This is a genomic window from Pseudomonas sp. MWU12-3088, from assembly GCF_023242405.1.
Classification (GTDB): domain Bacteria; phylum Pseudomonadota; class Gammaproteobacteria; order Pseudomonadales; family Pseudomonadaceae; genus Aquipseudomonas; species Aquipseudomonas kribbensis.
On the sequence record NZ_JALJEA010000005.1, the window covers coordinates 25,031 to 48,390 of the forward strand.

18 protein-coding genes and 1 pseudogene are annotated in these 23,360 nt (G+C 63.1%); 12 read left to right on the top strand and 7 right to left on the bottom strand.

Translation table 11 applies throughout. The features are described 5' to 3' along the window. Positions 1–22: 22 nt before the first annotated feature. Positions 23–2,416 (top strand): heavy metal translocating P-type ATPase, encoded by a 2,394-nt coding sequence (locus tag M5B98_RS13955; protein ID WP_248742994.1) that lies wholly within the window; start codon positions 23–25, stop codon positions 2,414–2,416. Continuing rightward, the gene (cueR, locus tag M5B98_RS13960) at positions 2,413–2,826 is read left to right on the top strand and encodes a Cu(I)-responsive transcriptional regulator (RefSeq protein WP_025111722.1); all 414 of its coding nucleotides are present in this window, start codon (positions 2,413–2,415) and stop codon (positions 2,824–2,826) included. The genes M5B98_RS13955 and cueR overlap by 4 nt, the downstream gene beginning before the upstream one ends. Here cueR and M5B98_RS13965 read toward each other — a convergent pair. Together M5B98_RS13965 and M5B98_RS13970 are read right to left on the bottom strand one after the other, a co-directional pair. After that, entirely contained in the window at positions 2,780–3,997 is a 1,218-nt protein-coding gene (locus tag M5B98_RS13965; RefSeq protein WP_248742995.1) for an MFS transporter, read from the bottom strand. The genes cueR and M5B98_RS13965 overlap by 47 nt on opposite strands. A 56-nt stretch (positions 3,998–4,053) precedes the next feature. Beyond that, positions 4,054–4,950, bottom strand: coding sequence for a PA4780 family RIO1-like protein kinase (locus M5B98_RS13970; RefSeq protein ID WP_085711266.1), 897 nt, complete (start codon positions 4,948–4,950; stop codon positions 4,054–4,056). 600 nt (positions 4,951–5,550) lie between these two features. Between M5B98_RS13970 and M5B98_RS28845 the strand changes: the two are divergent. Both M5B98_RS28845 and M5B98_RS28850 read left to right on the top strand, forming a co-directional pair. Next, positions 5,551–6,483, top strand: a pseudogene (locus M5B98_RS28845) (sensor histidine kinase); the annotation flags it as partial. Between the two features lie 129 nt (positions 6,484–6,612). After that, the gene (locus M5B98_RS28850; RefSeq protein WP_371320909.1) at positions 6,613–7,341 is read left to right on the top strand and encodes a methyl-accepting chemotaxis protein; all 729 of its coding nucleotides are present in this window, start codon (positions 6,613–6,615) and stop codon (positions 7,339–7,341) included. A gap of 49 nt (positions 7,342–7,390) precedes the next feature. Here the strand turns inward: M5B98_RS28850 and M5B98_RS13980 are convergent, their stop codons facing one another. Further along, the gene (locus tag M5B98_RS13980; protein WP_248742997.1) at positions 7,391–8,668 is read right to left on the bottom strand and encodes an acetyl-CoA C-acetyltransferase; all 1,278 of its coding nucleotides are present in this window, start codon (positions 8,666–8,668) and stop codon (positions 7,391–7,393) included. A gap of 177 nt (positions 8,669–8,845) precedes the next feature. Here M5B98_RS13980 and M5B98_RS13985 point away from each other — a divergent pair, with 177 nt between their 5' ends. From M5B98_RS13985 to M5B98_RS14000, 4 genes are all read left to right on the top strand, one after another. Then, a complete protein-coding gene (locus M5B98_RS13985) occupies positions 8,846–10,198 on the top strand; it encodes a 3-oxoacyl-ACP reductase (RefSeq protein WP_248742998.1) in 1,353 nt (450 codons plus the stop codon). A 2-nt stretch (positions 10,199–10,200) separates the two neighbouring features. Continuing rightward, entirely contained in the window at positions 10,201–11,055 is an 855-nt protein-coding gene (locus M5B98_RS13990; protein ID WP_248742999.1) for a MaoC family dehydratase, read from the top strand. Positions 11,056–11,402: 347 nt separating this feature from the next. After that, complete coding sequence (locus M5B98_RS13995) at positions 11,403–12,974, top strand: collagen-like triple helix repeat-containing protein (RefSeq protein ID WP_248743000.1); 1,572 nt, start codon at positions 11,403–11,405, stop codon at positions 12,972–12,974. A gap of 134 nt (positions 12,975–13,108) precedes the next feature. Beyond that, positions 13,109–14,779 carry a ShlB/FhaC/HecB family hemolysin secretion/activation protein gene (locus M5B98_RS14000; protein ID WP_248743001.1) on the top strand — a complete coding sequence of 557 codons (1,671 nt, stop codon included), beginning with the start codon at positions 13,109–13,111 and terminating at the stop codon, positions 14,777–14,779. Positions 14,780–14,796: 17 nt separating this feature from the next. On the opposite strand, the gene M5B98_RS14005 is transcribed toward M5B98_RS14000, so the two are convergent. From M5B98_RS14005 to M5B98_RS14020, 4 genes are all read right to left on the bottom strand, one after another. Beyond that, on the bottom strand, positions 14,797–17,187 hold the full coding sequence (locus tag M5B98_RS14005; RefSeq protein ID WP_248743002.1) for an autotransporter outer membrane beta-barrel domain-containing protein: 2,391 nt from the start codon (positions 17,185–17,187) through the stop codon (positions 14,797–14,799). A 190-nt stretch (positions 17,188–17,377) separates the two neighbouring features. Continuing rightward, positions 17,378–17,785 carry a response regulator gene (locus M5B98_RS14010; RefSeq protein WP_248738445.1) on the bottom strand — a complete coding sequence of 136 codons (408 nt, stop codon included), beginning with the start codon at positions 17,783–17,785 and terminating at the stop codon, positions 17,378–17,380. A 63-nt stretch (positions 17,786–17,848) separates the two neighbouring features. Beyond that, on the bottom strand, positions 17,849–18,061 hold the full coding sequence (locus tag M5B98_RS14015) for a Flp family type IVb pilin (protein WP_248743003.1): 213 nt from the start codon (positions 18,059–18,061) through the stop codon (positions 17,849–17,851). A gap of 117 nt (positions 18,062–18,178) precedes the next feature. After that, positions 18,179–18,388: a Flp family type IVb pilin gene (locus tag M5B98_RS14020; protein WP_085711257.1), complete on the bottom strand. Its 210-nt coding sequence runs from the start codon at positions 18,386–18,388 to the stop codon at positions 18,179–18,181. A 331-nt stretch (positions 18,389–18,719) separates the two neighbouring features. On the opposite strand from M5B98_RS14020, the gene cpaB reads away from it, so the two are divergent. From cpaB to M5B98_RS14040, 4 genes are read left to right on the top strand one after another with little or no spacing between them, the layout of a single operon-like run. Beyond that, positions 18,720–19,661, top strand: coding sequence for a Flp pilus assembly protein CpaB (gene cpaB / locus M5B98_RS14025; protein ID WP_248743004.1), 942 nt, complete (start codon positions 18,720–18,722; stop codon positions 19,659–19,661). Positions 19,662–19,681: 20 nt separating this feature from the next. Beyond that, positions 19,682–20,905: a type II and III secretion system protein family protein gene (locus M5B98_RS14030; protein ID WP_114881296.1), complete on the top strand. Its 1,224-nt coding sequence runs from the start codon at positions 19,682–19,684 to the stop codon at positions 20,903–20,905. Next, positions 20,902–22,092, top strand: coding sequence for an AAA family ATPase (locus M5B98_RS14035; RefSeq protein WP_114881295.1), 1,191 nt, complete (start codon positions 20,902–20,904; stop codon positions 22,090–22,092). Before M5B98_RS14030 ends, M5B98_RS14035 begins: the two co-directional genes overlap by 4 nt. Continuing rightward, positions 22,089–23,357, top strand: a complete 1,269-nt coding sequence (locus M5B98_RS14040; protein ID WP_085711253.1) for a CpaF family protein — start codon at positions 22,089–22,091, stop codon at positions 23,355–23,357. The genes M5B98_RS14035 and M5B98_RS14040 overlap by 4 nt, the downstream gene beginning before the upstream one ends. The last annotated feature ends 3 nt before the right edge of the window (positions 23,358–23,360 follow it).

Sequence of the window (23,360 nt, forward strand, 5' to 3'; positions counted from 1 at the left end):
TCCACTACAGGGAGTACGACCGATGTCCGATTCCATCACGTTCGATCTGCCCATCAGCGGCATGACCTGCGCCAGTTGCGCCGGCCGCGTCGAGCGCGCCTTGAGCAAAGTCAGTGGCGCCAGTGCCGTCAGCGTCAACCTCGCCACCGAACAGGCCCGGGTGCAGGCCCCCGGCGACAGCCTGCCGGCGCTGATGGAAGCGGTTGAGCGCGCCGGTTACAGCGTGCCGCAGCAAACCGTGGAATTGAACATCGACGGCATGACCTGCGCCTCCTGCGTCGGCCGCGTTGAGCGTGCCCTGAACAAGGTTCCGGGAGTGAAAAGCGTCAGCGTCAACCTCGCCAACGAACGCGCTCACCTCGAGCTGCTCGGCGCAGTCGACCCGCAAACCCTGATCGCAGCCGTAAGCAAGGCCGGTTATTCGGCCAGCCTCTTCGAACTGGAGCACCCGCAAACCGACAATCGCCAGCAACGCCTGAACCACGAGCGCTGGGCGCTGATCTGCGCCATCGCCCTCGCCTTGCCGCTGGTGCTGCCGATGCTGCTGCAACCGTTCGGTATTCACTGGATGCTCCCGGCCTGGGCGCAATTCGCCCTCGCCACCCCGGTGCAATTCATCTTCGGTGCACGTTTTTATGTGGCCGCGTGGAAGGCCGTGCGCGCCGGGGCCGGCAACATGGATTTGCTGGTGGCCCTCGGCACCAGCGCCGGTTACGGCTTGAGTCTCTATGAATGGGCCACGACCACCGAGGGCATGCCGCATCTGTATTTCGAAGCCTCGGCGGTGGTCATCGCGCTGGTGCTGCTCGGCAAGTACCTGGAAAGCCGCGCCAAACGCCAGACCGCCAGCGCCATCCGCGCACTGGAAGCGCTGCGGCCGGAGCGGGCGATTCAGGTCATCGATGGCCGTGAACAGGACGTCGCCATCAGCGCCCTGCGCCTCGGCGATCTCGTATTGGTCAAACCCGGTGAACGCTTTCCGGTGGACGGCGAGGTGCTGGAAGGCCAGAGCCACGCCGACGAAGCACTGATCAGCGGCGAAAGCCTGCCGGTGCCCAAGCAACCAGGCGACAAGGTCACCGGTGGCGCGATCAACGGTGAAGGCCGCCTGCTCGTGCGTACCACGGCGCTCGGTGCGGAAAGCGTACTGGCGCGGATCATCCGCCTGGTCGAAGACGCTCAGGCCGCGAAGGCGCCGATCCAGAAACTGGTGGATAAAGTCAGTCAGGTGTTCGTGCCGACGGTTCTGCTGCTGGCCCTGGCCACGCTGATCGGCTGGTGGCTGTATGGCGCGCCGCTGGAAACCGCGTTGATCAACGCCGTCGCGGTGCTGGTGATCGCCTGCCCCTGCGCTCTTGGTCTGGCGACACCGACCGCGATCATGGCCGGCACCGGCGTCGCCGCTCGTCACGGGATTCTGATCAAGGATGCCGAAGCACTGGAGCGTGCCCACGAAGTCAGCGCCGTGGTGTTCGACAAGACCGGCACCCTGACCTCCGGCACCCCGCGCATCGCGCATTTCAGTGCGATCGACAGTGATGAGAACGCCCTGCTGACAGCGGCTGGCGCACTGCAACGCGGCAGCGAGCACCCGCTGGCCAAAGCGGTGTTGGATGCCTGCGCCGAGCGCAATCTGGCGGTGCCGGATGTCAGCGACAGCCAGTCCCTGACCGGTCGTGGCATCGCCGGCCATCTCGACGGTCGACGCCTGGCGCTGGGCAATCGTCGGCTGCTGGAAGAAACCGGTCTGGACGCCGGCACGTTGGCGGAGTCCGCCAAGGCCTGGGAAACAGAAGGTCGCACACTGTCCTGGCTGATCGAACAAAGCCCCGAACCCCGAGTGCTCGGCCTGTTCGCCTTCGGCGACACCCTCAAGCCCGGCGCGCTGCATGCGGTGCAACAACTGGCTGCGCGACATATCCACAGTCACCTGCTGACCGGCGACAACCGAGGCAGTGCCCGGGTGGTGGCCGAAGCGCTGGGCATCGAAAGCGTCCACGCCGAAGTGCTGCCCGCGGACAAGGCCGCCACCGTCGCCGAACTGAAGAAAACCGGGGTCGTGGCCATGGTCGGCGACGGCATCAACGACGCCCCCGCGCTGGCCGCAGCGGACATCGGCATCGCCATGGGTGGCGGCACCGACGTGGCCATGCACGCCGCCGGTATCACCCTGATGCGCGGCGATCCGCGACTGGTGCCGGCAGCGCTGGAGATCAGCCGCAAGACTTACGCGAAGATCCGCCAGAACCTGTTCTGGGCCTTCGTCTACAACCTGATCGGCATTCCGTTGGCGGCGTTCGGCTTGCTCAATCCGGTACTGGCCGGCGCGGCGATGGCCCTGTCGAGCGTCAGTGTGGTGAGCAATGCGCTACTGTTGAAAACCTGGAAACCCGAGGATCTGGAGGACAACCGATGAACATCGGCCAAGCGGCCCGCCACAGTGGCCTGAGCGCGAAGATGATCCGTTATTACGAGTCGATCGGCCTGCTCAAGGCCGCCCATCGCACCGACAGCGGCTATCGCGTTTACGGCGACGATGACCTGCATACCCTGGCGTTCATCAAGCGCTCCCGGGACCTGGGTTTTTCGCTGGAGGAAGTCGGCAAACTGCTGACTCTCTGGCAGGACCGCCAGCGCGCCAGCGCCGATGTGAAGGCCCTGGCCCGCCAGCACATCGACGAGCTGAATCAGAAGATCCGCGAACTCGGCGAGCTGCGCGACACCCTGCAGGACCTGGTGGAACACTGCAACGGCGACCACCGCCCGGACTGCCCGATCCTCAAGGAGCTGGCGTCGGGCTGCTGCGCGCAACCCGCCCGCGCCTGAGCAACAGAATCTTCATCGACAGCACAGTGGCGAGGGGAATGCCGTGGAACAGCAGTACCACGGCACCCGGCGTCCACCAGTTGTAGAACGGTGCGGCGATCAGCATGCCGACGCCGAACCCGGTCATCTGCAACAGCGTCAGGAAGCTGAAGATCGGCAGGCGCAGGGGCTCCGGTTCCCGTTGCAGCCGTGACATCAGACCCACTTCCGAGAATCCGTCACCCAGTCCGGCCGGCAGCGAAAACAGCAACAGCCCGATGATGCTGTGCTGCTGGAACATCAGAATGAAACCGCAGGACATCAACAACACCCCGCCAAAGTACCTGCGCTCAAGATGGATGTTTTCAGAGCCATTCAAGCGACTGGCAATTCGCGCGCCCAGCAATTTGCCGCTGGCCCACACCGCGAGCATCAGGCCCAGCGTGGTGCTCGCAGAATCCGGCGTAAGCAGTTTGGAAATGATCGGAAAACCTACGTTGTGCGCAGCGCTGCCGAGGGTGTCGGCCATGGTCACCGCCAGCATTGCGGCCACCACCGGGGCGCTGCGCAGGCCTTGCAGCAACGCCGACCATTCACCCTGTTTAGCGCTGGATTCGGCCACCGGCTCCGCTGCGCTGAATCGCAGCGGCGCAATCAACACTGCCGCCAGCAGATAGGTCAGCGCGTTCAGCCCGAACACCGTTTCAAAGCCAAACCCCGCGACCAGCAGCCCGGACACCAGACTGCCGCCAACCATTGCCATGGAAGAGGCGGACGTGATCCACGCATTGGTCTTGAGCAACTGCGCCGGTTCGATCAATCGCGGCAACTGGCTGTTGAGGCCGATGGCGAACATCGAGTTGCCGAAACCCAGACCGAACGCGATCAGCGGCAGCAACAGCGCCTGTTGGCTGACCGGCACGATCAGCAACAACCCGAGCACAACGGCGCGCAGCAGATCGAAGGCAATCAATGGCAAACGACCGCTGCATCGGCGATAGAACGCGGTGCCGATCAGGCTGGCGAAAATCCCGCCGCCCACGCGACTGGCCAGGAAGATCCCGACGCTCATGGCGCTGTTGCTCAGCAGGTAGACATAAGTGGCCAGCGCCACCATGTTCAGGAAAGCGCCGAAATCGGAAATCAGCCGCGCCGTGATGATCAGCCGGGCATTGCGGGAGGTGGCGGTCACAATCAATCCTTGAATGTGTAAAACCCGGCCGGAGCCGGGTTTTGTTTTTCAGATGCTCACTGCATCCACGGTGGCGGAGGCGGTTCGTCGGACTTGCCTTTCGGCGCATCCTCTGCCGCCCGGATCGCTTGCTTGCGCTCCTCGTCCAGACGCGCCGCTTCGATCTCGCGCAGCACCCCGCCGACATCGGCCAGGTCCTCGGGATCGTCGAACTCGCCGGTCAGCACGCTGGCCGGGTGCAACGTACCCGCTTCGTACAACGCCCACATTTCCTTGGCGTACCGGGTCTTCTTCAACTCCGGGGCGAAGCGGCCGAAGTACGACGCCATGTTGCCGACATCACGTTCGAGCATGCTGAACGCGTGGTTGTTGCCGGCGGCGTCCACCGCTTGCGGCAGGTCGATGATGACCGGGCCGGTCGGCGTCAGCAGCACGTTGAACTCCGAGAGGTCACCGTGCACCAGACCGGTACACAACATCAGCACGATCTGCGAAATCAGGAACGCGTGGTATTCGCGGGCCTGATCCGGCTCCAGCACCACGTCGTTCAGACGCGGCGCGGCATCGCCGTATTCATCGGCCACCAGTTCCATCAGCAGCACGCCTTCGAGGAAGTCGTACGGCTTGGGCACCCGCACCCCGGCGTTGGCCAGGCGGAACAGCGCCGCGACTTCGGCGTTCTGCCAGGCGTCTTCGGCTTCCTTGCGCCCGAACTTGGACCCCTTGGCCATCGCCCGGGCCTGCCGGCTGTTGCGAACCTTGCGGCCTTCCTGATACTCGGCCGCCTGGCGGAAACTGCGTTTGTTCGCCTCCTTGTAGACCTTTGCGCAACGTAACTGATTGCCGCAGCGCACCACATAAACAGCTGCTTCTTTGCCACTCATCAGTGGACGCAGCACTTCGTCGACCAGACCGTCCTCGATCAGGGGTTCAATGCGTTTTGGAGTCTTCATCAGCTTTTATTGTGGGTCCTTTATTGCCAAACACGCGAATGTCACTCGTTATACGGCAATCCCCGCATCACGGGGAAGGGTTGCCGACCTGTGAACCTGTGGATGCACACACTGTGCCGGATCAAATACGTCAATCCACCGCTCTTGTATCGACCGCTGCGAATCATAGCCGAGCCTGTCGAACTTGTTGGCGCAAGGACTTGAGGGCATTTGCGACAGAATCTGACATCCAGCTTCGTTCCTTTCGTAAGAATTTTCTCTTACAGCCTCAATTTCCCTCTTCGGCAGCCGAAGTCCTCAGAGACAGAGGAATTTGTCCGACAATCGTTCCAAAAAACTTCGATGTCGCACTCAAGGAGTGGAGTAGAAAACAACGTTTTTCGGCTGCCAAAAAACCGCGAGTCATCTGCACTGCGTGGGCCTACAAGAAAATCTGGAGCGCGGATGAACATCAAACAGAAGTTGACCTGGGCGTTTGCAATCATCGCCTGCTTGCCCGTGGTGCTGGTCGCCACCCTGGTGGTACTGAACCTGCGCAGCGATGCCCGGGAAGGATTTGTCGACAGCAGCGGGCGCGAGATCCGTCAGGTCAGCAATGCCATGCAGCTGTTCTTCGACGGCATCAGCCAGAACGTCGATTACCTGGCGGCGCAACCGCTGGTCCAGAGCGCCGATGGCAGCGTAAGAAGCCGCATGAGCGCCAACGCCGACGACACCCGCGACGGTGAAATCGACAAGCAGCTGTTTGCCCTGTTCGAAAGCCTGGCCAAATCCCATCCGGCCTATTCCTATGTCTCCTATGGCCTGAACAGCGGCGGCTACGCGTTCTGGCCGGGCGACCCGAAAATGTCCAACTACGATCCGCGCACGCGCCCGTGGTACAAGACCGCCATGGCCAACCCGGGCAAGACCCTGCGCACCGAAGCCTACTACTGGGCCGGCGACGATGCGGTGCTGGTCAGTACCGTGCGCGCGGTGGCCAACCAGTTGGGCGCCCAGGGCGGCGTGGTCAACATCGACGTTTCGCTCAAGCAGCTCACCGAAATCGTCAAACAGATCAAACTGGGCGAAACCGGCTACCTGATGCTGATGGAAAACAGCGGCACGGTACTGGTCGATCCGAAACAGCCCGAGCACAACTTCAAACGCCTCGACAGCCTCGGTGAGGGCTACGCGCAACTGGCCAAGGCCGGCAAAGGGCTGGTGGAAGTCGAGCTCAACGGCGAGCGCTACATGGCCAACGTCTGGCCGTCGGAGCAACTGGGCTGGACCTTTATCGGCCTGATCAAACAGAACGACGTGATGAGCTCGGCCACCCAGTTGACCTGGTTGATCGCAATCATCGCTGCCGTGCTGGCGGTGATCTTCGCCGTGGTCGGCGCCAGTTTCGCCAGCCTGATCGTGCGGCCGATCCGCAGCGTAGCCAGCGGTCTGGAAGGCATCGCCCAGGGTGAAGGCGACCTGACCAAGAACCTCGACATCCGTGGCAGCGACGAAACCGCGCAGCTGGCGAGCTGGTTCAACCAGTTCCTCACCGCGATCCGCAGCCTGATCCAGCACATCGGCGGCGCCGCCGGGAAAATCCTCGCCACGTCGCAGAGTTCGACCCGGGTTTCCGGCGACATGGCCGAAGCCGCCGGTCGCCAGCGCGAAGCCGTGGACATGGTCTCGACCGCGTTCCACGAAATGGTCGCCACCGCCAACGAAGTCGCCCGTTCGTGCAGCCAGGCAGCGGAGTCGGCCGACAGCGGCCAGCGCCAGGCCCGCGAAGGTCAGCAGCAGATCGATGCGGCGGTGCACAGCGTCGATCAACTGAGCCAGGAGCTGGAACAGTCGGCGCAATCGATGCAGCAACTGGAACGCGACAGCAACGATATCCAATCGATCCTCGGCACCATCCGCTCCATCGCCGAACAGACCAACCTGCTGGCGCTCAACGCCGCCATCGAGGCGGCGCGGGCCGGTGAGCAAGGGCGTGGTTTTGCGGTGGTAGCCGATGAGGTTCGTGCGCTGGCCAAACGCACGGCGGATTCGACGGCGGAAATCGACGGGCTGCTGGGCAACCTCGCCAAGCGCACCAGCGCCGTGACCCAGCAGATGCGTGCCAGCCTCGATGTGTCGCAGCAATCAGTGGCGCGCATCGGTGAGGCGCGGGAAAGCTTTGGCCAGATCCGTGAATCGGTGGATGTGATTCGCGACATGAACACCCAGATTGCTACGGCGGCCGAAGAGCAGCATCAGGTGGCCGAGGACATCAATCGGCATATCAGCCAGATTCATGGTGATGCGCAACTGGTGGCCGAACTGGCGAATTCGGCGCGGCTGGATTCTCAGAGTCTGGCGGGGTTGTCGAATGAGCTGGATGGGTTGGTGCGACGGTTCCGTACCTGAGTAACCTTTGGAATTTCCTCTCCCTTTGGGAGAGGAAATTCCTGTTCTTTCAGCGCTCGATGATCGCCGTCACACCCTGTCCGCCAGCCGCACAAATCGAAATTAACCCCCGCCCCCGCCCCGCCGCATCCAGCAACTTCGCCATGTTGGCCACAATCCGCCCGCCCGTAGCGGCAAACGGGTGCCCTGCCGCCAGCGAGCTGCCCTTGACGTTCAAGCGGCTGCGATCAATCGAGCCAAGCGGCGCGTCCAGCCCCAGCCGGGTCTTGCAGTATTCCGGATCTTCCCAGGCCTTCAGCGTGCACAACACTTGCGCGGCAAATGCCTCGTGGATTTCGTAGTAGTCGAAGTCCTGCAAGGTCAGCCCATTGCGCGCCAGCAAGCGTGGCACCGCATACACCGGAGCCATCAGCAGCCCTTCCGCCCCGTTGACGAAATCCACCGCCGCCGCTTCGCCATCCCGCAGATACGCGAGGATCGGCAAACCACGCTCCTTTGCCCATTCTTCGCTACCGAGCAACACCACCGACGCGCCATCGGTCAGTGGCGTGGAGTTGCCGGCGGTCAGCGTGCCATTGGCGCTTTTCTCGAAGGCCGGTTTCAGGGTCGCGAGTTTTTCCAGGGTCAGGTCCGGGCGCAGGTTGTTGTCGCGGGTCAGGCCGAGGAACGGTGTCATCAGGTCGTTGTGCCAGCCCTCGCTGTAGGACGCGGCGAGTTTGTGGTGGCTTTCGAGTGCCAGTTGATCCTGCTCTTCGCGAGGGATGTTCCAGGTCTGCGCCATCAGCTCGCAGTGCTGGCCCATCGACAGGCCGGTACGCGGTTCGCCGTTGCGCGGGAATTCGGGGATCAGGTGTTTCGGACGCAATTGCAGGAAGGTCTTGAGCTTTTCGCCGGTGGTCTTGGCGCGGTTGGCTTGCAGAAGGATCTTGCGCAGGCCTTCGCTGACGCTGATCGGCGCATCCGACGTGGTGTCGACACCGCCGGCAATGCCGCAATCGATCTGCCCGAGGGCGATCTTGTTCGCCACCAGCAGCGCCGCTTCCAGGCCGGTGCCGCAGGCCTGCTGGATGTCATAGGCAGGTGTAGCAGGCGACAAGCGCGAGCCCAGCACGCATTCGCGGGTCAGGTTCATATCCCGTGACAATTTCAGCACCGCCCCCGCGACCACTTCGCCCATGCGCTGGCCGTGCAGGTTGTAGCGTTCGATCAGGCCTTCCAGGGCAGCGGTGAGCATCACCTGATTGCTCGCGGTGGCGTACGGGCCGTTGGAACGGGCGAACGGAATGCGGTTGCCACCAATGATCGCGACGCGGCGCAGCTGACTCATGAAAAACTCCTTGTGAAATATCCAGTCTGAAAATCGGGCACTGAAAATCCCGCCGAGCCCCAAAAACACCGGGGGCAAACTACTCTGCTGTTCTAGCGTAGGCCTAAATGTGTGGATCGAACGATTGATTGCCCTTCGCAGTCCACACTTTGAACCCCATCTTCTGGAGAGCGTTCCATGTCTGACCGCTATATCGACTTCGCCAACTCGTCCATCGGCCACCGTCTGGTCGGGGCCCTGGGCCTGCCGTCGCCGGTGCGTCTGGAACGCTGGCAGGCCGGGCGCCTGCGGCCGGTGGAGGGCGCGCTGCTGATCGGCGGCGGGCCGCTGGCCGAACGGGTCAGCGCCTTCGCCAACCGGCTGACCGATGCCATTTATCGCTACGGCGACCAGCCTGCGTCCGCCACGCAGTGGATTCCCGGCCATGGTCCGAAACTCAAGGCTGTGGTGTTCGACGCCAGCGATCTGCAGCACACCGACCAGCTCAAACAGCTGCGCGAGTTCTTCCAGCCGTTGATGAAGAACCTCGACAACAGCGCACATCTGGTGATCCTCGGCCGCGCCCCGGAAACCCTGCGCGAACCGTTTGCCGCCAGCGCACAGCGCGCACTTGAGGGTTTTTCCCGCTCGCTGGCCAAGGAATTGCGCAGCGGCGGCACGCTGCAATTGATCTACGTGGGCGAAGGCGCCGAGGATCAGCTCGAAGGGCCGCTGCGGTTTTTCCTCTCGCCGAAAAGCGCGTTCGTCTCCGGGCAAGTGATTCGTCTGAACCCTTGCGCCACACCAGTGACCGACTGGACGCGCCCGCTGGCCGGGCGCAAGGCGCTAGTCACCGGCGCGGCGCGGGGCATCGGTGCCTCTATCGCCGAAACCCTGGCCCGTGACGGCGCCGAGGTGATCCTGCTTGACGTACCACCAGCGAAAACCGATCTCGAAGCCCTGGCCGCGCGCCTCGGCGGCCGCGCCATCACCCTCGACATCTGCGCCGAAGACGCTGCCGCGCAACTGATCGAACAGTTGCCGGACGGCCTCGACATTCTGGTGCACAACGCCGGCATCACCCGCGACAAGACCCTGGCCAACATGACGCCCGAGTTCTGGGACGCGGTGCTGGCGGTCAATCTCAACGCACCGCAGGTACTGACCAAAGCCCTGCTCGACAGCGGCACTTTGCGTGATAACGCACGAGTGATTCTGCTGGCCTCCATCAGCGGCATCGCCGGCAATCGCGGGCAGACCAATTACGCCGCGAGCAAGGCCGGGCTGATCGGGCTGGCCCAGGCCTGGGCTCCAACACTGCTGGAACGTGGCATCAGCATCAACGCCGTGGCGCCAGGCTTCATTGAAACCCAGATGACCGCGCACATTCCCTTCGGCCTGCGTGAGGCCGGCCGGCGCATGAGTTCGCTGGGCCAGGGCGGCCTGCCGCAAGACGTTGCCGAAGCGGTAGCGTGGCTGGCGCAACCGGGCACCGGCGCGTTCACCGGGCAGGCGCTGCGGGTCTGTGGACAAAGTGTTCTGGGGGCTTAGGCATGAGCATCGAATGGCACACGCTGCACCGGGAGCCGAGTCTACCGGGGTTGTATGTCCGGGCGGCGACCCGGCGCAAAATCACCGGCATCACCTTGCCCGAGAGCGGTTTGCGCTGCTGGGTCGACGTCGACGGCAAACGCCTGGCGGCCTATCGCAAGGTCTGCGGTTTCGCCGATGACGGACTGCTGCCGCCGACGTATCCACACGTCCTGGCGTTTGCGCTGCAGATGCAATTGCTCACGGCGAAGGACTTTCCGTTTCCGTTGCTGGGATTGATCCATCTGAGCAACCGCATTCGCGTACTGCGGCCGATGGGCGGGATCAGTCGCGCACAGGTCAGCGTTCGGGTGCACAACCTGCAACCCCATCCGAAAGGCGCGACGTTCGACCTGCTCACCACCCTCGACGATCAGCTCGGCCCGCTATGGGAAGCCGAAAGCCGGATGCTCTGTCGCGGCGTGAAGCTTGAGGGCGAAGCGCTCGAACAGGCGTGGGAACCTGCGCTGCCACTGATGCAGGTGGCGCAATGGAAAGCCCCGGCAGACATCGGCCGGCAGTACGCCAAAGTCTCCGGCGACTACAACCCGATCCACCTGAGCGCGGCCAGTGCAAAGCTGTTCGGGTTCCCCACCGCCATTGCCCATGGCCTGTGGAACAAGGCCCGTACGTTGGCGGCGCTGGCGGATCATCTGCCCCGGGCCAATCTGGAAGTCACCGTGCATTTTCGCAAGCCGGTGCGCCTGCCGAGCGAAGTATCGCTGTTCGCCAGTGCGGCGGGTTCCAGTGGTGAACTGCGCCTGATCGGTGCCGGGGATCTGGAACACATGGTCGGCAACTGGCAACCGGTTGCCTGAGATACGCCGCATCGGCCGCTCTCCCGTCCCTGGCGGGAGGCGGACCACAGCGGCGGAACATGATTAATTGTGTGTATATAACTTAAGTTTTTACCCCCGCCACCCGCCCGCAAGTCAAACATCAAGCCTTGATTCTCAAGGCTTTTTTTTGCGCGTTTATATCCTCGGCATTAGTCGTTAAGCAGCAGGTTCACCGATCTATATAAAGGCGTTAATACCAAGTCGAGAATGGTGTGGATTCAGCCTTGCGATTGATATGGGCACAACGGGCGAAGGCATTGCCGACGACAGAATCGGCGGGCCATCGAAGACAACGAACGTTGTGACAGGTGCAAGGAATTACCATCATGAAAACCCAAGTGTGGTGCAAATCGGCAACAGCACTGGCATTGATTCTCTCCCTCGGCCTGGCCGGTTGCAGCAGCGGCGGTGGCGGTCATCACAGCAGCTCCAGCAGCTCGACTCCGGACAGCTCCACCGCCGGCACTGGCGGAACCAGCGGCAGCGGCGGTACGACCGGGACCGGCGGTACTGCCGGAACGGGCGGAACGGGTGGAACAGGTGGCACCGGCACCACGGACCCGACCAATCCGACTAATCCAACGAATCCAACCAACCCGACGGATCCGACCAACCCCACCAACCCGAGCACTCCGACGCCACTGGTCACCTCGACCCTGGTGCAGGACGTCGGCACCACCGTTGCCGGCGTCGGCAGCGGCGTCGGTCAGGTCGGTGATTCCCTCAGTAGCGTGCCAGTCGTCGGCGGTGTCGTGCAAAGCGCCGCCAGGACTGCCGGCAACGTGGTCACCACATTGGGCGACGGCGTGGCCAACGGCCTCGGCAAACTCGGCACCACCGACAACGGCCTGGGCGTCACCGCCTCGGCGGTCGGCGGCGTGGTGCAGGATGTCGGCAACGGCGTATCGGACCTGAGCGGCAAACTGGCCACCGCCACCGGCAGCGTTCCCGTGGTCGGCGGTGTGGTCACCAAAGTTGCGCCGTTGCTCAACGGGGTAGGTGAAAAAGTCACCATGCTCGGCGACACCCTGAGCACGGCCACAACCACCGGCCCACTCGGCTCGGTGACCAAAGACGTCGGCAACGGCCTCGTACCGGTGATCGCCATGGTCGAAAGCACCACCGACAAACTGGGCAGCGCGACCGGCCTGGGTAATCCCGTGAACGGCCTGCTGCAGAAAGTCGGCAGCACCGTCGACGGCGTGGGCGACAACGTCACCGCAGCCGGCAATGGCAACGCACTGACCAACACCGTCGGCGGCGCATTGAGCAACGTCGGCACTGCCGTCGGCAAGGCCGGCGGGCTGATTGACAACGGCACCGGATCGGGCACCGGTGTGGGTGGCGGGCTCGGTGGCGGCCTTGGCAACAATGGCCTGCTGCAAACCGTCGGCGGCGCCGTAGTCAACGTCGGTTCCGGCCTGAGTGCCGGCAATGGCACCCTCGGCGCACCGGGCGGCGTGCTGGCCTCGGCCGGCAACACCGTGGCTTCGCTCAACACCGTGCTCGGCGGCTCTGGCTCGCCGATCACCAGTCCTACCGCACCGCTGGCCAGTCTGGGCAGCGGCGTCGGTGGCGCCCTCGCGCCAGTCACCGGCGCCGTCACCAACCTGACCCAGAACGTCGGCAGCGCCACCGGTCTCGGTGCTCCGGTCGCCGGCATCACCAGCCAGGTCGGCGGTGCGGTGGGTAATCTCGGTGGCGCGATCGCCGCCACCAACAACCCGGTCACCACCGCCGTCGGTGGCCTGGTCAGCAACGTGGGCGGTACCGTGGCGGCGGTCGGCGGGCTGGTCAACGGTGGCGCATCCACCGGGGGTACCGGCACTGGCGTCGGTGGCGGTCTGGGCGGTGTGCTCGGTGGCCTGACCGGCGCGCTGGGCGGCAACAAACGCTGAATTGCACCTGGCCGATTCGACGGCCGCACCTACAGCGCCTACGCTTGGTTGAAGGCGGAAGATTCCCGTGAGTCTTCCGCTTTTTTTCTCAGGAAAACCCTGCCCGGTGCTGCGGTTTGAACATGGAGTGTCCTATGCGCGTAATGGCATCCCTGCTGTTGCTCAGTCTCAGTTCCACCGCCCTCGCCGACACCCTTCCCAGCTTTCTCAACAGTAACGAAACCATCCGCAACCTGCCGGTGCCGAACCTGCCTGCCGACGCCTACCGGCCGAGCGCGGCGCCGCTGCAGGTCCCGGAGCCAGGTGCCGCGGCTGCCGAGCCGTTGATGATGGGCACGAAGATCAACCTGAAAACCGTGCAGATCGAAGGCGGCACGATCTACCCGCTGAACGAGCTGGCAGAGATCTACAAACCGCTGATCGGCCATGAGTCCAGCCTGGCCGACCTGATCGAAGCCACCCGCAATATCACCCGACGCTACCAGAATGACGGCTATCTGCTGTCCTACGCCTTCCTGCCGAAACAGAATTTCGATAACGGTGTGGCGCGCGTGGTGCTGGTGGAAGGCTATGTGCGGGATGTGCAGGTGCAGGGCGATGTGGGCCGGGTCAAGGGACTGCTCGACAGACTGGCGGCGAAAATCCAGGCTGAACGTCCTCTGACCCGCAAGACCTTCGAACGCTACACCACACTGATGACGCGCATTCCCGGCGTCACGATCCAGGCCCAGGTGCCGCCGCCGGGGACCACCGATGGCGCGACCACGCTGGTCGCCCAGGCCAGCCGCAAACCCTTCACCAGTTCCCTGAGTACCACCGAAGACAACCGCAAGGGTACTCAGGCCCTGCTCGGTGTGAGCAGCAACTCACAGACGTCGATGGGCGAACAGCTGACGCTCAGCGGGCTGTTTCCACCGGGAAAGGATCACGAGCATTACTACCGTCTGGACTACAGCCAGTTCCTCGACGCCGAAGGCACGCAACTGAATCTGTCCGCCTCGCGCTACCGTGCCGACCCCGGCACCAACGTCGCGCTGGACAATGGCCTGGAACTCAAGCCCCACCGCGAGAACGACCGGTACTCGGTCGGCTTCAGCCTGCCGCTGATTGCCGCCTCGAACGAACTGCTGACTGCCGGAGCGCGCCTGTACGCGGTCAACGACAAGACCCGCTATAACGTGATCGGCTATCCGTTGAGTGTCGAGGAGCGTACCGACATCCGCGCCCTCGCCTTCGAAAGCGACTGGCGCAAGGCCGACGCCCGCCAGTTGCGGATTCTCAGCGGCGGCATCTATCAAGGGCTGGACAGCATGGGGGCGCACACCAACAACAGCGCCATCGATCTGAACTTCCTGCGCCTGCGTCTTTCCGGGGTGCAGAGCGACAAGTTCTTCGATAACTGGCAAGGCGTGCTGTCCGGCGCGCTGTACTGGACCGACGACACCCTGCCCGACAGCGAACGCGCGGTGTTCGGCGGGCAGAACTTCGGCCGTGGCTACCCGGACGATCAGGCGTCCGGCGACAAGGGCTGGGGCGTGGCTTACGAGGTCAACTACAGCTTCAATCGTGACGGCAACTGGGTGCGCATCCTGCAACCCTACGTTGTGCTCGACCGCTCCCGCAGCTGGTTCAACCAGTTGCCGGTGCAGGCCAACAGCCTGTCATCGGCAGCCGTGGGCCTCAGATTTGGCGACGCCAAGTACTACAACATCGCCCTGGAAGCGGCCAAACCCATGTCGGATGAAGCGCTGGATACCTACAACCGCCGGCCGCGCTACAGCATCAGTTTCAGCTATCAGCTGTAGCCCGGCCGGCTGTGCGGTCAGAAGGCGTAACGCACTTTTGCGGTGAAACCGTCAGCGTTGAACCCGCTGGCGGTCACGTAGTTGTACGACCCGCCGACACTCCACGGGCCCATGCGATAGTTGGCGCCCAGACCCAGCTCATAGCTGTCGCGAACCGGTGTCGTGCCCCGGCTGGTGAAGGAATCACCGCCCAGCACGAACGAGGAAGTGGTCGCGGTCCTGTCACCAATGACGTCATGCCAGGCCATGAGTTTCGCTTCCGGTTCGAGGCTGCCCGAGCCCATGGCGAACGCTGCGGCCAGGCGCGCGCCGGCACCGACTTCACCCACTTCGTAGCGTTGGCTGCCGACATTCAGCGAGGCCGAACTGCCCTTCTCGCGATAGCTGTCCATGCTCACATTGGCGTAACGCGCGCCGACCTGCGGCTCAAGCACCACGTCCGGCATCAGGCGCACGGTGTAACCGGCCAGCGCGCCGACACCGAACACATTGCTGTCGTAGTCACCCTTGGCCCGGGTACCGGCGATGTAGCGCTTTGATTCGTTGTCATTCCAGCCGTACATCAGCGACGTATCGGCGAACCAGTTGTCGTGGGTCCAGTTGCCGTACAGGGTCAGGGCATGCCCGGTGACCCTGGTCTTGTTGCCGCGATCGGATTTCACGTCGGTGTCGAGGTAGCTGTACGCCAGACCGACCGCCATGTCGGCATTCAACTGGCCATCGGCGCCGACGGCGATACCATGGCTGTCGGCGTCATAACCGCTGACACCGCGACGCTGATCCTGGCTGGCGTCGCTGTTCAACGCTTGCAGCCAGACGCCTTTTTCCATCGAAGCTGCCGTATCGCGGGCGCGACTGGAGCGCTCGTTGATCACACCTGAAACCAGCGTCTGGCTGTTGGTGGCGGCATGAATCACCCCACGGCTGACATCGGGACTGAGGGTTTCGGACAGCCGCGCCAGTTGTGCGTCGCTACTGGCGTTGGCGAATGCCTGGAACACCGGATCCTGCTCGTCGAGCCGGGACAGCAGACCCGACACCCGGCCCACTGCCGTGGCCGCGTTGCGACTGCCGCCTGCCACGAGGGTGTTTTGCGCCAACACCTCTTCGGACTTGTTCGTCACCACCGACGTGATGTCGTTGCCCACGACGCCGAAACTTTTCACGTCCAGCAACGCGGAGGTGGAGGTCACGGTCAGGTTGTTGCCGCCGATCAGATTGCCCGAGCTGATCAGGGTGTATTTCGTGCCGCCCGGGGTCACGCGGAAATCACTGGAGCGCGCCAGCAGACGCAATGTCGCGCCTGGTGCGATATCGGTGGTACCGGTGACTTTCAGCACCGGCAACGCCGGGTTGGTGTCGTTGCCCAGATACATCTCCAGCACCGAGTTGGGTTCTTCCATGTCGAAGTCGCCGATGATCGTGGTGTGCGGCTTCATCAGGGTCAGCGTGCCTTCCTCGATGGTGACGTAGCCGGACTTGATGGTCGAGCCGTCGAAGGTTGCATCACCGTCGATGCTGACACCCGCCAGTCCCAGCAAGTCACCTTTGACTGCACCGCCATAGAACTTGAAGTACGTGACTCCGTCGTCGACCTGAATCGCCGCGCGGCCCCCTTCAATCAACCCGTTCCCCTGATAGATCGTCAATGGAACGCCGACAGCCTGACCGCTGATGTGAACACCCGTGGACTCACCGACGATCGTGCCGTAGTTCACCAGATTGAAGCTGCCGGCAGGACCGCTGGAGGTCGCCCCTTCGAACACCAGTGCTTCGGCATCGGAACCACTGGCGCGAATGGTGCCGGTGTTGCTGACGGAGCCACTCAGACTCGCCCCGTCCAGCAGAATCCCCAAGGCATCAGTGCCACTGGCACTGATTGTGCCACTGTTGCTCAGTCCGCCCATGGCGGTGTGCACCATCATCACGCCACTGGCACTCGCGCCGGAAACGTCGATACTGCCGGAGTTGACCAGGCTTTCACCCAGCGTACTGCCAATATCGGAAATACCGACGGAGCTCCCTGACCCCGGTAGCCCGTTGACGATGATCGAACCCTGGTTGATCAGGCTGTACTTGATTTTGCTCGGCACTGCCCCGGCAGTGGACAGCGAGATGCCCATGCCATGATTGGCCCCGTCTATGCGGATAGTGCCGTTATTGCGCAACTGGTCGGCCGCCAGTCCCGTGAACTGTGCACCATAGGTCAAGGTCGACGGCGAACCGGGGGCGATGGTCCCGTTGCCGTTCAAATCGACCAGCCCGTAGTTCTGCAGGTTGCTGTTCAACGGCCCGCCGCTCAGGTCGTAGTTCAGACTGGCGCCGGCGGCGGTAACAACGGAGGTGTGCAGCGTGGCTGTAGTGATGGAAAGCGCCAGGAGCGAGTGGCGCAAGCGAGCAGTATTCAAACGAGATTCCCTTCCAAAACATGAAAAACAGTTTCAGCAGGGTTCATACATTCATTCAGGCATCCCTACCGAACCCACCAGGGCGTCTGGTCTGGGCGCGGCGAATGTACACGAGCCATCATTTAGACACCATCAAAATGTCAAATGAACGGCGTCATAAGTCTGGCACTGGAACGAGCCAGGACAACGCTCAGGAAACGTTGGCCTTCGGCTTGGGGAAAAGATTGTCCAGGGTTTCCAGCAGCCGCACGTGATAGATCGGCTTGCGGAACAGGTCGAGCACCTGCAGGCGCAGCATGTCGCTGACGTCTTCCATGTCCGCATGCCCCGACGTCACGATCACCGGCAGGTGCTGGCGCGAGGTGTGTTCGCGCAGGCGTTTGATCAGCGACATGCCGCTCTCTTCGGGCATGCGCAGGTCGGTGATCACCAGGGCGATGTCGGGATGGCGGGTCAGATGATGCAGGGCGAGCTTCACCGAGGTCGCGGTATGACAGACGAAGCCCTCGCCCTCCAGCAACTCCGCCAACTCCAGCAATGCGTCCTCTTCATCGTCAACCAGAAGCAACTGTTGGCGGGGCAGTGAAGAAGCAGTCATTGGTCAATCCCTGAGAAGCTGAAGGTGGAACCGAGTGTAGTGCGAGATTTGCCACCCATCGAGTCAGGGCAACTGCGTCGGCGCAGTCTGTGCCGTACCGCCAAGGGCCACGAGGATGTTGTTGAAGATCGCCAGCACCTTGGCGCCTACCGGCGTCACGAACACCACAACCACAATGGCAACCATTGCCACCACAATTGCGTACTCGATGGCCGACGCGGCTTCAGTGCTTGCCAGGAGCGACCGGGCACGCATCATCAGGTATTCGAAGAGCATGGACATTCTCCTTCATGCCCGGGATTTTCCGGGCACCGGAAAGCCAATGATCGGGGCAATGCCTGAACGCTCCTGCTCGGAAGCAGACAGGCATCGACAGAGGGAGAGAGCGTCCGGTCAAGGAATGCCGGGCTTGGTCGGGGCAGTGCCGCCGAGCGAGGTCAGGATCGCGCTGAAAATATTGAAGACCTTGGTGCCCATTGGCGTCACGAACACCACGACCACCACCGCCACCATCGCCACCACGATCGCGTACTCGATAGCCGAAGCCCCTTCCTCACTCTTGAAAAACAAACGGGCCCTGGCCAACAGATAATCGAGAATCATACGTCCACTCCTTTGCGCCCATGGCGCCGATGTCGCGACAGCGGCAAAGCTTCCACCGTGCTATCTGAGCATTGTCAACAAAGCCCCCGTCAACAACTGTAAGAACGGATTAATCACAAAGGATTAACCGCTTCGTCGTTCCCCGGATTTCGACTGCTAATTGGCCAACACTCATACTTTCGTAGGTTATTTGCCGGCCAGTAATGGCGTTTTGGCTTGTTTCAGCTAGCGTGGAAATAGCGAAATAGTTGGATGTTCATAGCTGCCTGATTGCGATGTTCCCTTGGTTGGAAGTGCGGGCTGGTAGTGCAGCAGGAAAGGGAGAGCCGTCATGAACAGTCGTGTCACCATGGGTCTTGCCGCCGTGCTTCTGCTGGGGGCCATCGTTGTCGGCTACTGGGGCCTGGTGCTCAGCCGGCAACCGGCGCCGGTTGCCGAGGCACCCGCGCCGGCAGTGGTCACAGTGGAAAAGACCGTCGCCGCCGCCGAAGACCAGACCCGCCAGCCTGTGGTGGTGCTGGTGCATGATGCCCCGCCATTCACCCCCCTCACCGCCGCCGACCTGGCCATCGAAAAACTGCGCAGCGCCCCCGCCGGCAGCCTGAGTGAAATTGACCAGGCCGTGGGCCGCACACCGTGGCGTCACCTGAGTGCCGGCACCTGGCTCAACGCTGAAAGCTTCGAAGCCGGCGGCGCGCTGGCGCGCATGATCCACAGCGACGAGCGCGCACTGGCGGTGTCGGTGGATGAAGTCATCGGTGCCGCCGGGCAACTGATGCCCGGCGATTACGTCGATGTGTTGCTCTACCTGCGCCAGGACGCCAGCAACCCGCAACAGTCGGCGCAGATTGTGGTGCCGGCGATGCGCGTACTCGGCGTCGGCGAACAATACGGTCTGACCAACGACGGTCAGCCGGCCACGCCTGCGCTGAGCGCCGACGACAAGCTCAAACAGGATCAACGCCGGATCACCGCGCGCACCGTGGTGCTGGCGGTGCCGGAACAACTGCTGAGCCGGATGATGCTCGCCACCCAGGTCGGCACCTTGCGCCTGGCCGTGCGCAGCAGTGAGGAACAGCGCCTGGCCAAATACTGGGCCGGCGAAAACCAGGCACCGGACAAACTGGTGGCCGCCAACAGCCAACTCTTCCAGTTCACCCAGCTTGCGCTGGGCGCTGCGCCGAAAGTCCCGTCCAGCGGCGAGCACAGCGGTGCAACGCGTCCGGCGGTGGAAGTGATTCGCGGCAATCAGATCACCCAACAGAACCCATGACAGAGCAAGGATCCAAGTGCATGCAGAGTCGTTTCTGGCCGACCTTCAATCCCCTGCTCCGGGCCTTGCTGTTGACGGGACTGTCGATCAATGCCGCCCAGGCGGCCACCGGCAACTGCTCGGCCCTGAGCCGTTTGCCGCCGGTAATCGAAGTCAATGAAGGCTGGCAAAAGGATCTGCAATCGCCGGTGGCAATCACCCGTCTGGCTATCGGCGATCCGAAAATCGCCGACGTGCACGCCACCGGCAACTCGTCGTTCCTGCTCACGGGCGTAGCCCCCGGCGCCACCAGTCTGATGGTCTGGACCGGCTGCTCCAGCGAGCCGCGCCAGAGCATGGTATTTGTCCAGGGTGCTGCCACGAACGCTCTCACCGGCGCCGGCCCGTTGCCTTCAGATGACGCGCAGCTGCCTTCGCAGGTACAGACCGACATTCGTTTCGTTGAAGTCAGCCGCACCAAACTCAAGCAGGCCTCGGCCAAGCTGATCGGCACCCGCGGCAACTTCCTGTTCGGCTCCCCCGGGACGCTGCCGCCCATCGATGGCGTGCCGCAGCCGCGACTGCCGGTGGACAACTCGCTGTTCAACTTCTCGTGGATCGGCGGCAACACCATGGCGATCATCAACGCCCTTGAAGGCAGCGGCTTCGCCTACACCCTGGCGCGGCCCAGCCTGGTGGCGCTGAACGGGCAGAGCGCAAGTTTCCTTGCCGGTGGCCAGATCCCGATTCCGGTCCCCAGCTCCGGCAGCGACAGCGTGTCCATCGAATACAAGGAGTTCGGCATCCGCCTGACCCTGACGCCGACCATCATCAGCCACGACCGCATCGCCCTGAAGGTCGCGCCGGAAGTCAGCGAGCTGGACTTCAGCAATGCGGTGCAGATCGCCGGCACCACGGTGCCGGCCCTGACCATCCGCCGCACCGACACCAGCATCTCCCTGGCCGATGGCGAGAGCTTTGTCATCAGCGGCTTGATCAGCACCACCAACAGCTCCCAGGTCGACAAGTTTCCGGGGCTGGGCGATATCCCGGTGCTCGGGGCGTTTTTCAAAAGCTCGCAGATCAAGCGCGAAGAGCGTGAACTGTTGATGATCGTCACCCCGCATCTGGTGCGTCCACTGTCGGCGGAAGCGCAACTGCCGTCGCTGCCGGGAGAAAAACTGCGCAACTACGACCCGAACTTCTATCGCATGTTCTTTATGGAAAACGGCAACTTCGACAAGCGCAGCGGGTTGTCCCAATGAGCCAGAGCCTGAGCCAGACCTTTCTCGCCATCACCCGCAACAGCACCGATCTGGAGTGGCTGCAAAGCGCGCTCGCGCCGCTGGGGCAAGTGGTCAGCGCCGGTACCGGCAGCCTCGATGAATTGCTCGCGCTGGTGGATGTCACCTTCGCCAGCCTGGTGTTCGTCGGCCTCGACCGAGAACACGTAGTAGCCCAGAGCGCGCTGATCGAAGGCGCGCTGGAGGCCAAGCCGATGCTGGCAATCGTCGCCCTCGGCGACGGCATGGACAATCAGTTGGTACTCAACGCCATGCGCGCCGGGGCACGGGATTTTGTCGCCTACGGTTCGCGCTCCAGCGAAGTCGCGGGGCTGGTGCGCCGCCTGAGCAAACGCATGCCGCCGGTGACCCACAACACGCAACTGGGTGGCCTGACGGTCCTGTACGGCGTGCAGAGCAGTTCCGACGGCGCGCTGTTGTCCAACCATATGGCGCTGGTGGTGCAAAAGAGCGGGCAACAGACGCTGCTGCTGGACCTTGGCCTGCCCCGTGGCGACAGTCTGGCGCTGCTGGGGCTGGAGAGCTCGTTCCACTTCGGCGATGCCTTGCGCCACTTGCGCAGGCTCGATGCGACGTTGATCGACAGCGCCTTCACCAGCGCCGAATCCGGGCTGCGGATTCTCGCGTACGCCGACAATGACGAGCCGCTGGAAAGCACCAGCGCTGCCGAGCTGTACATGTTGCTCAGTGCCTTGCGCCAGCACTTCCAGCACATTGTCGTGAACCTCACCGGCCAGCCTGACAGCGAAGCCCTGCGCACCTTTGTCAGCCATTGCGACAAGCTGATCTGGTACACCGACCAGAACGTCCTCAATTGCCGGCGCAATCTGGCAATGTTCAACCTGTGGCGGGAAAAAGGCATGAAGCTCGATCACGGACGGCTGTTGGTCGACCGCTATCTGAGCAACGTCGCGCCGGATGCGGACACCCTCGGCAAGACCTTCAATCTGGAAGTGATCGCCGTGCTGGCACTGAGCCCGGAGCTGCGCCTGAATGCCAAGAACCAGGGCGTCAGCCTGTTCGAACTGGCCCCCCGGGAAAAACTCACCCAGAGCCTGCGGGCGCTTGGCGAACGACTGGCCAAACGCTCCGAAGGCCTGGCCAAACCCAAGGTCACCTGGTTCGACCGGTTGCGGGGCAGCTCATGAGCCCGGAAAAACTCTTCGGCGCCCCGGCTCGCGGTCAGTCGGGCAACACCGACCACGAAGGCCTGAAACTGGTCCTGCATCGCTACATCATCGATGCCATCGAAGAGTCGGGGAAAAACCTGCTGGAAGGTTCGCGGCAGTTGCTGGCGCAATTCGTCACCGACAAGGTCGCCGAATACATCGCCCGTCTGCACCTGGCGATTTCCCGTTACGAGATGGAGCGGCTGGCGGAAGAAATCGTCGATGAGCTGACCGGTTTCGGCCCCCTGGAAGTGTTGCTGCGCGACAGCGCCGTGACCGAGATCCTGGTCAACGGCCCGCACCGGGTGTTCATCGAGCGTGACGGCGTGCTGCACCAGAGCGACCTGCGCTTCATCGATGCCCATCACGTCGAACGGGTCATGCAGCGCATTCTCGCGCCGCTCGGGCGAAGGCTCGACGAGTCTTCGCCGATGGTCGATGCGCGCCTGCCCGACGGCAGCCGGGTCAACGCAATCATCCCGCCGATTGCCCTCGACGGGCCGTGTCTGTCGATCCGGAAATTCCGCAAGGACATGCTCAAGAGCAGCGACCTGATCGCCATGCAGACCATCGACCTGGCGATCTTCGATTGCTTCCAGGAGGCCGTGGGCAAACGCTGCAACATCCTGATCAGCGGCGGCACCGGTACCGGCAAGACTACGTTGCTGAACATTCTCAGTCAGTTGATCAACCCCCATGAACGGCTGGTGACCATCGAGGACGTCGCCGAACTGCAACTCGGCCACCCGCACGTGGTGCGCCTGGAAACCCGGCCGCCGAACGCCGAGGGCCATGGCGAGGTCAAGGCCAGCGATCTGATCCGCAACGCCCTGCGGATGCGCCCGGACCGGATCATCCTCGGCGAGATCCGTGGCGTCGAAGTGCTCGACGTGCTCACGGCGATGAACACCGGCCACGACGGTTCGATGAGCACGGTCCACGCCAACAATGCCCAGGATGCGTTGCTGCGTCTGGAAACCCTGGTCGGCCTGACCGGTCGCACGGTGGCCGAGCGCACGTTGCGGCAAATGATCTGTGCCGCACTCGACATGATCATCCAGTTGACCCGCATGCCCGACGGCCGCCGCTGCGTGAGCGAGGTGGTGGAAGTGGTCGGCGTGCGCGAAGACATCTACGTCACCAACACTTTGTTCCGCCTCGATCGACGCACCGGGTTCGGCTTCCTGCGCGAAGCGGTCAATCCGGCCGGCGACAAGTTGCGGCACGAGTCGAGCCTGGGCTGAGCG

Excerpts from the sequence above, each read along its gene's own strand:
- M5B98_RS13955 (WP_248742994.1), top strand. The coding sequence starts at position 23 with ATGTCCGATTCCATCACGTTCGATCTGCCCATCAGCGGCATGACCTGC.
- cueR (WP_025111722.1), top strand. The coding sequence starts at position 2,413 with ATGAACATCGGCCAAGCGGCCCGCCACAGTGGCCTGAGCGCGAAGATG.
- M5B98_RS13970 (WP_085711266.1), bottom strand. The coding sequence starts at position 4,950 with ATGAAGACTCCAAAACGCATTGAACCCCTGATCGAGGACGGTCTGGTC.
- M5B98_RS28850 (WP_371320909.1), top strand. The coding sequence starts at position 6,613 with ATGGTCTCGACCGCGTTCCACGAAATGGTCGCCACCGCCAACGAAGTC.
- M5B98_RS13980 (WP_248742997.1), bottom strand. The coding sequence starts at position 8,668 with ATGAGTCAGCTGCGCCGCGTCGCGATCATTGGTGGCAACCGCATTCCG.
- M5B98_RS13985 (WP_248742998.1), top strand. The coding sequence starts at position 8,846 with ATGTCTGACCGCTATATCGACTTCGCCAACTCGTCCATCGGCCACCGT.
- M5B98_RS13990 (WP_248742999.1), top strand. The coding sequence starts at position 10,201 with ATGAGCATCGAATGGCACACGCTGCACCGGGAGCCGAGTCTACCGGGG.
- M5B98_RS13995 (WP_248743000.1), top strand. The coding sequence starts at position 11,403 with ATGAAAACCCAAGTGTGGTGCAAATCGGCAACAGCACTGGCATTGATT.
- M5B98_RS14000 (WP_248743001.1), top strand. The coding sequence starts at position 13,109 with ATGCGCGTAATGGCATCCCTGCTGTTGCTCAGTCTCAGTTCCACCGCC.
- M5B98_RS14010 (WP_248738445.1), bottom strand. The coding sequence starts at position 17,785 with ATGACTGCTTCTTCACTGCCCCGCCAACAGTTGCTTCTGGTTGACGAT.
- M5B98_RS14015 (WP_248743003.1), bottom strand. The coding sequence starts at position 18,061 with ATGCTCTTCGAATACCTGATGATGCGTGCCCGGTCGCTCCTGGCAAGC.
- M5B98_RS14020 (WP_085711257.1), bottom strand. The coding sequence starts at position 18,388 with ATGATTCTCGATTATCTGTTGGCCAGGGCCCGTTTGTTTTTCAAGAGT.
- cpaB (WP_248743004.1), top strand. The coding sequence starts at position 18,720 with ATGAACAGTCGTGTCACCATGGGTCTTGCCGCCGTGCTTCTGCTGGGG.
- M5B98_RS14030 (WP_114881296.1), top strand. The coding sequence starts at position 19,682 with ATGCAGAGTCGTTTCTGGCCGACCTTCAATCCCCTGCTCCGGGCCTTG.
- M5B98_RS14035 (WP_114881295.1), top strand. The coding sequence starts at position 20,902 with ATGAGCCAGAGCCTGAGCCAGACCTTTCTCGCCATCACCCGCAACAGC.
- M5B98_RS14040 (WP_085711253.1), top strand. The coding sequence starts at position 22,089 with ATGAGCCCGGAAAAACTCTTCGGCGCCCCGGCTCGCGGTCAGTCGGGC.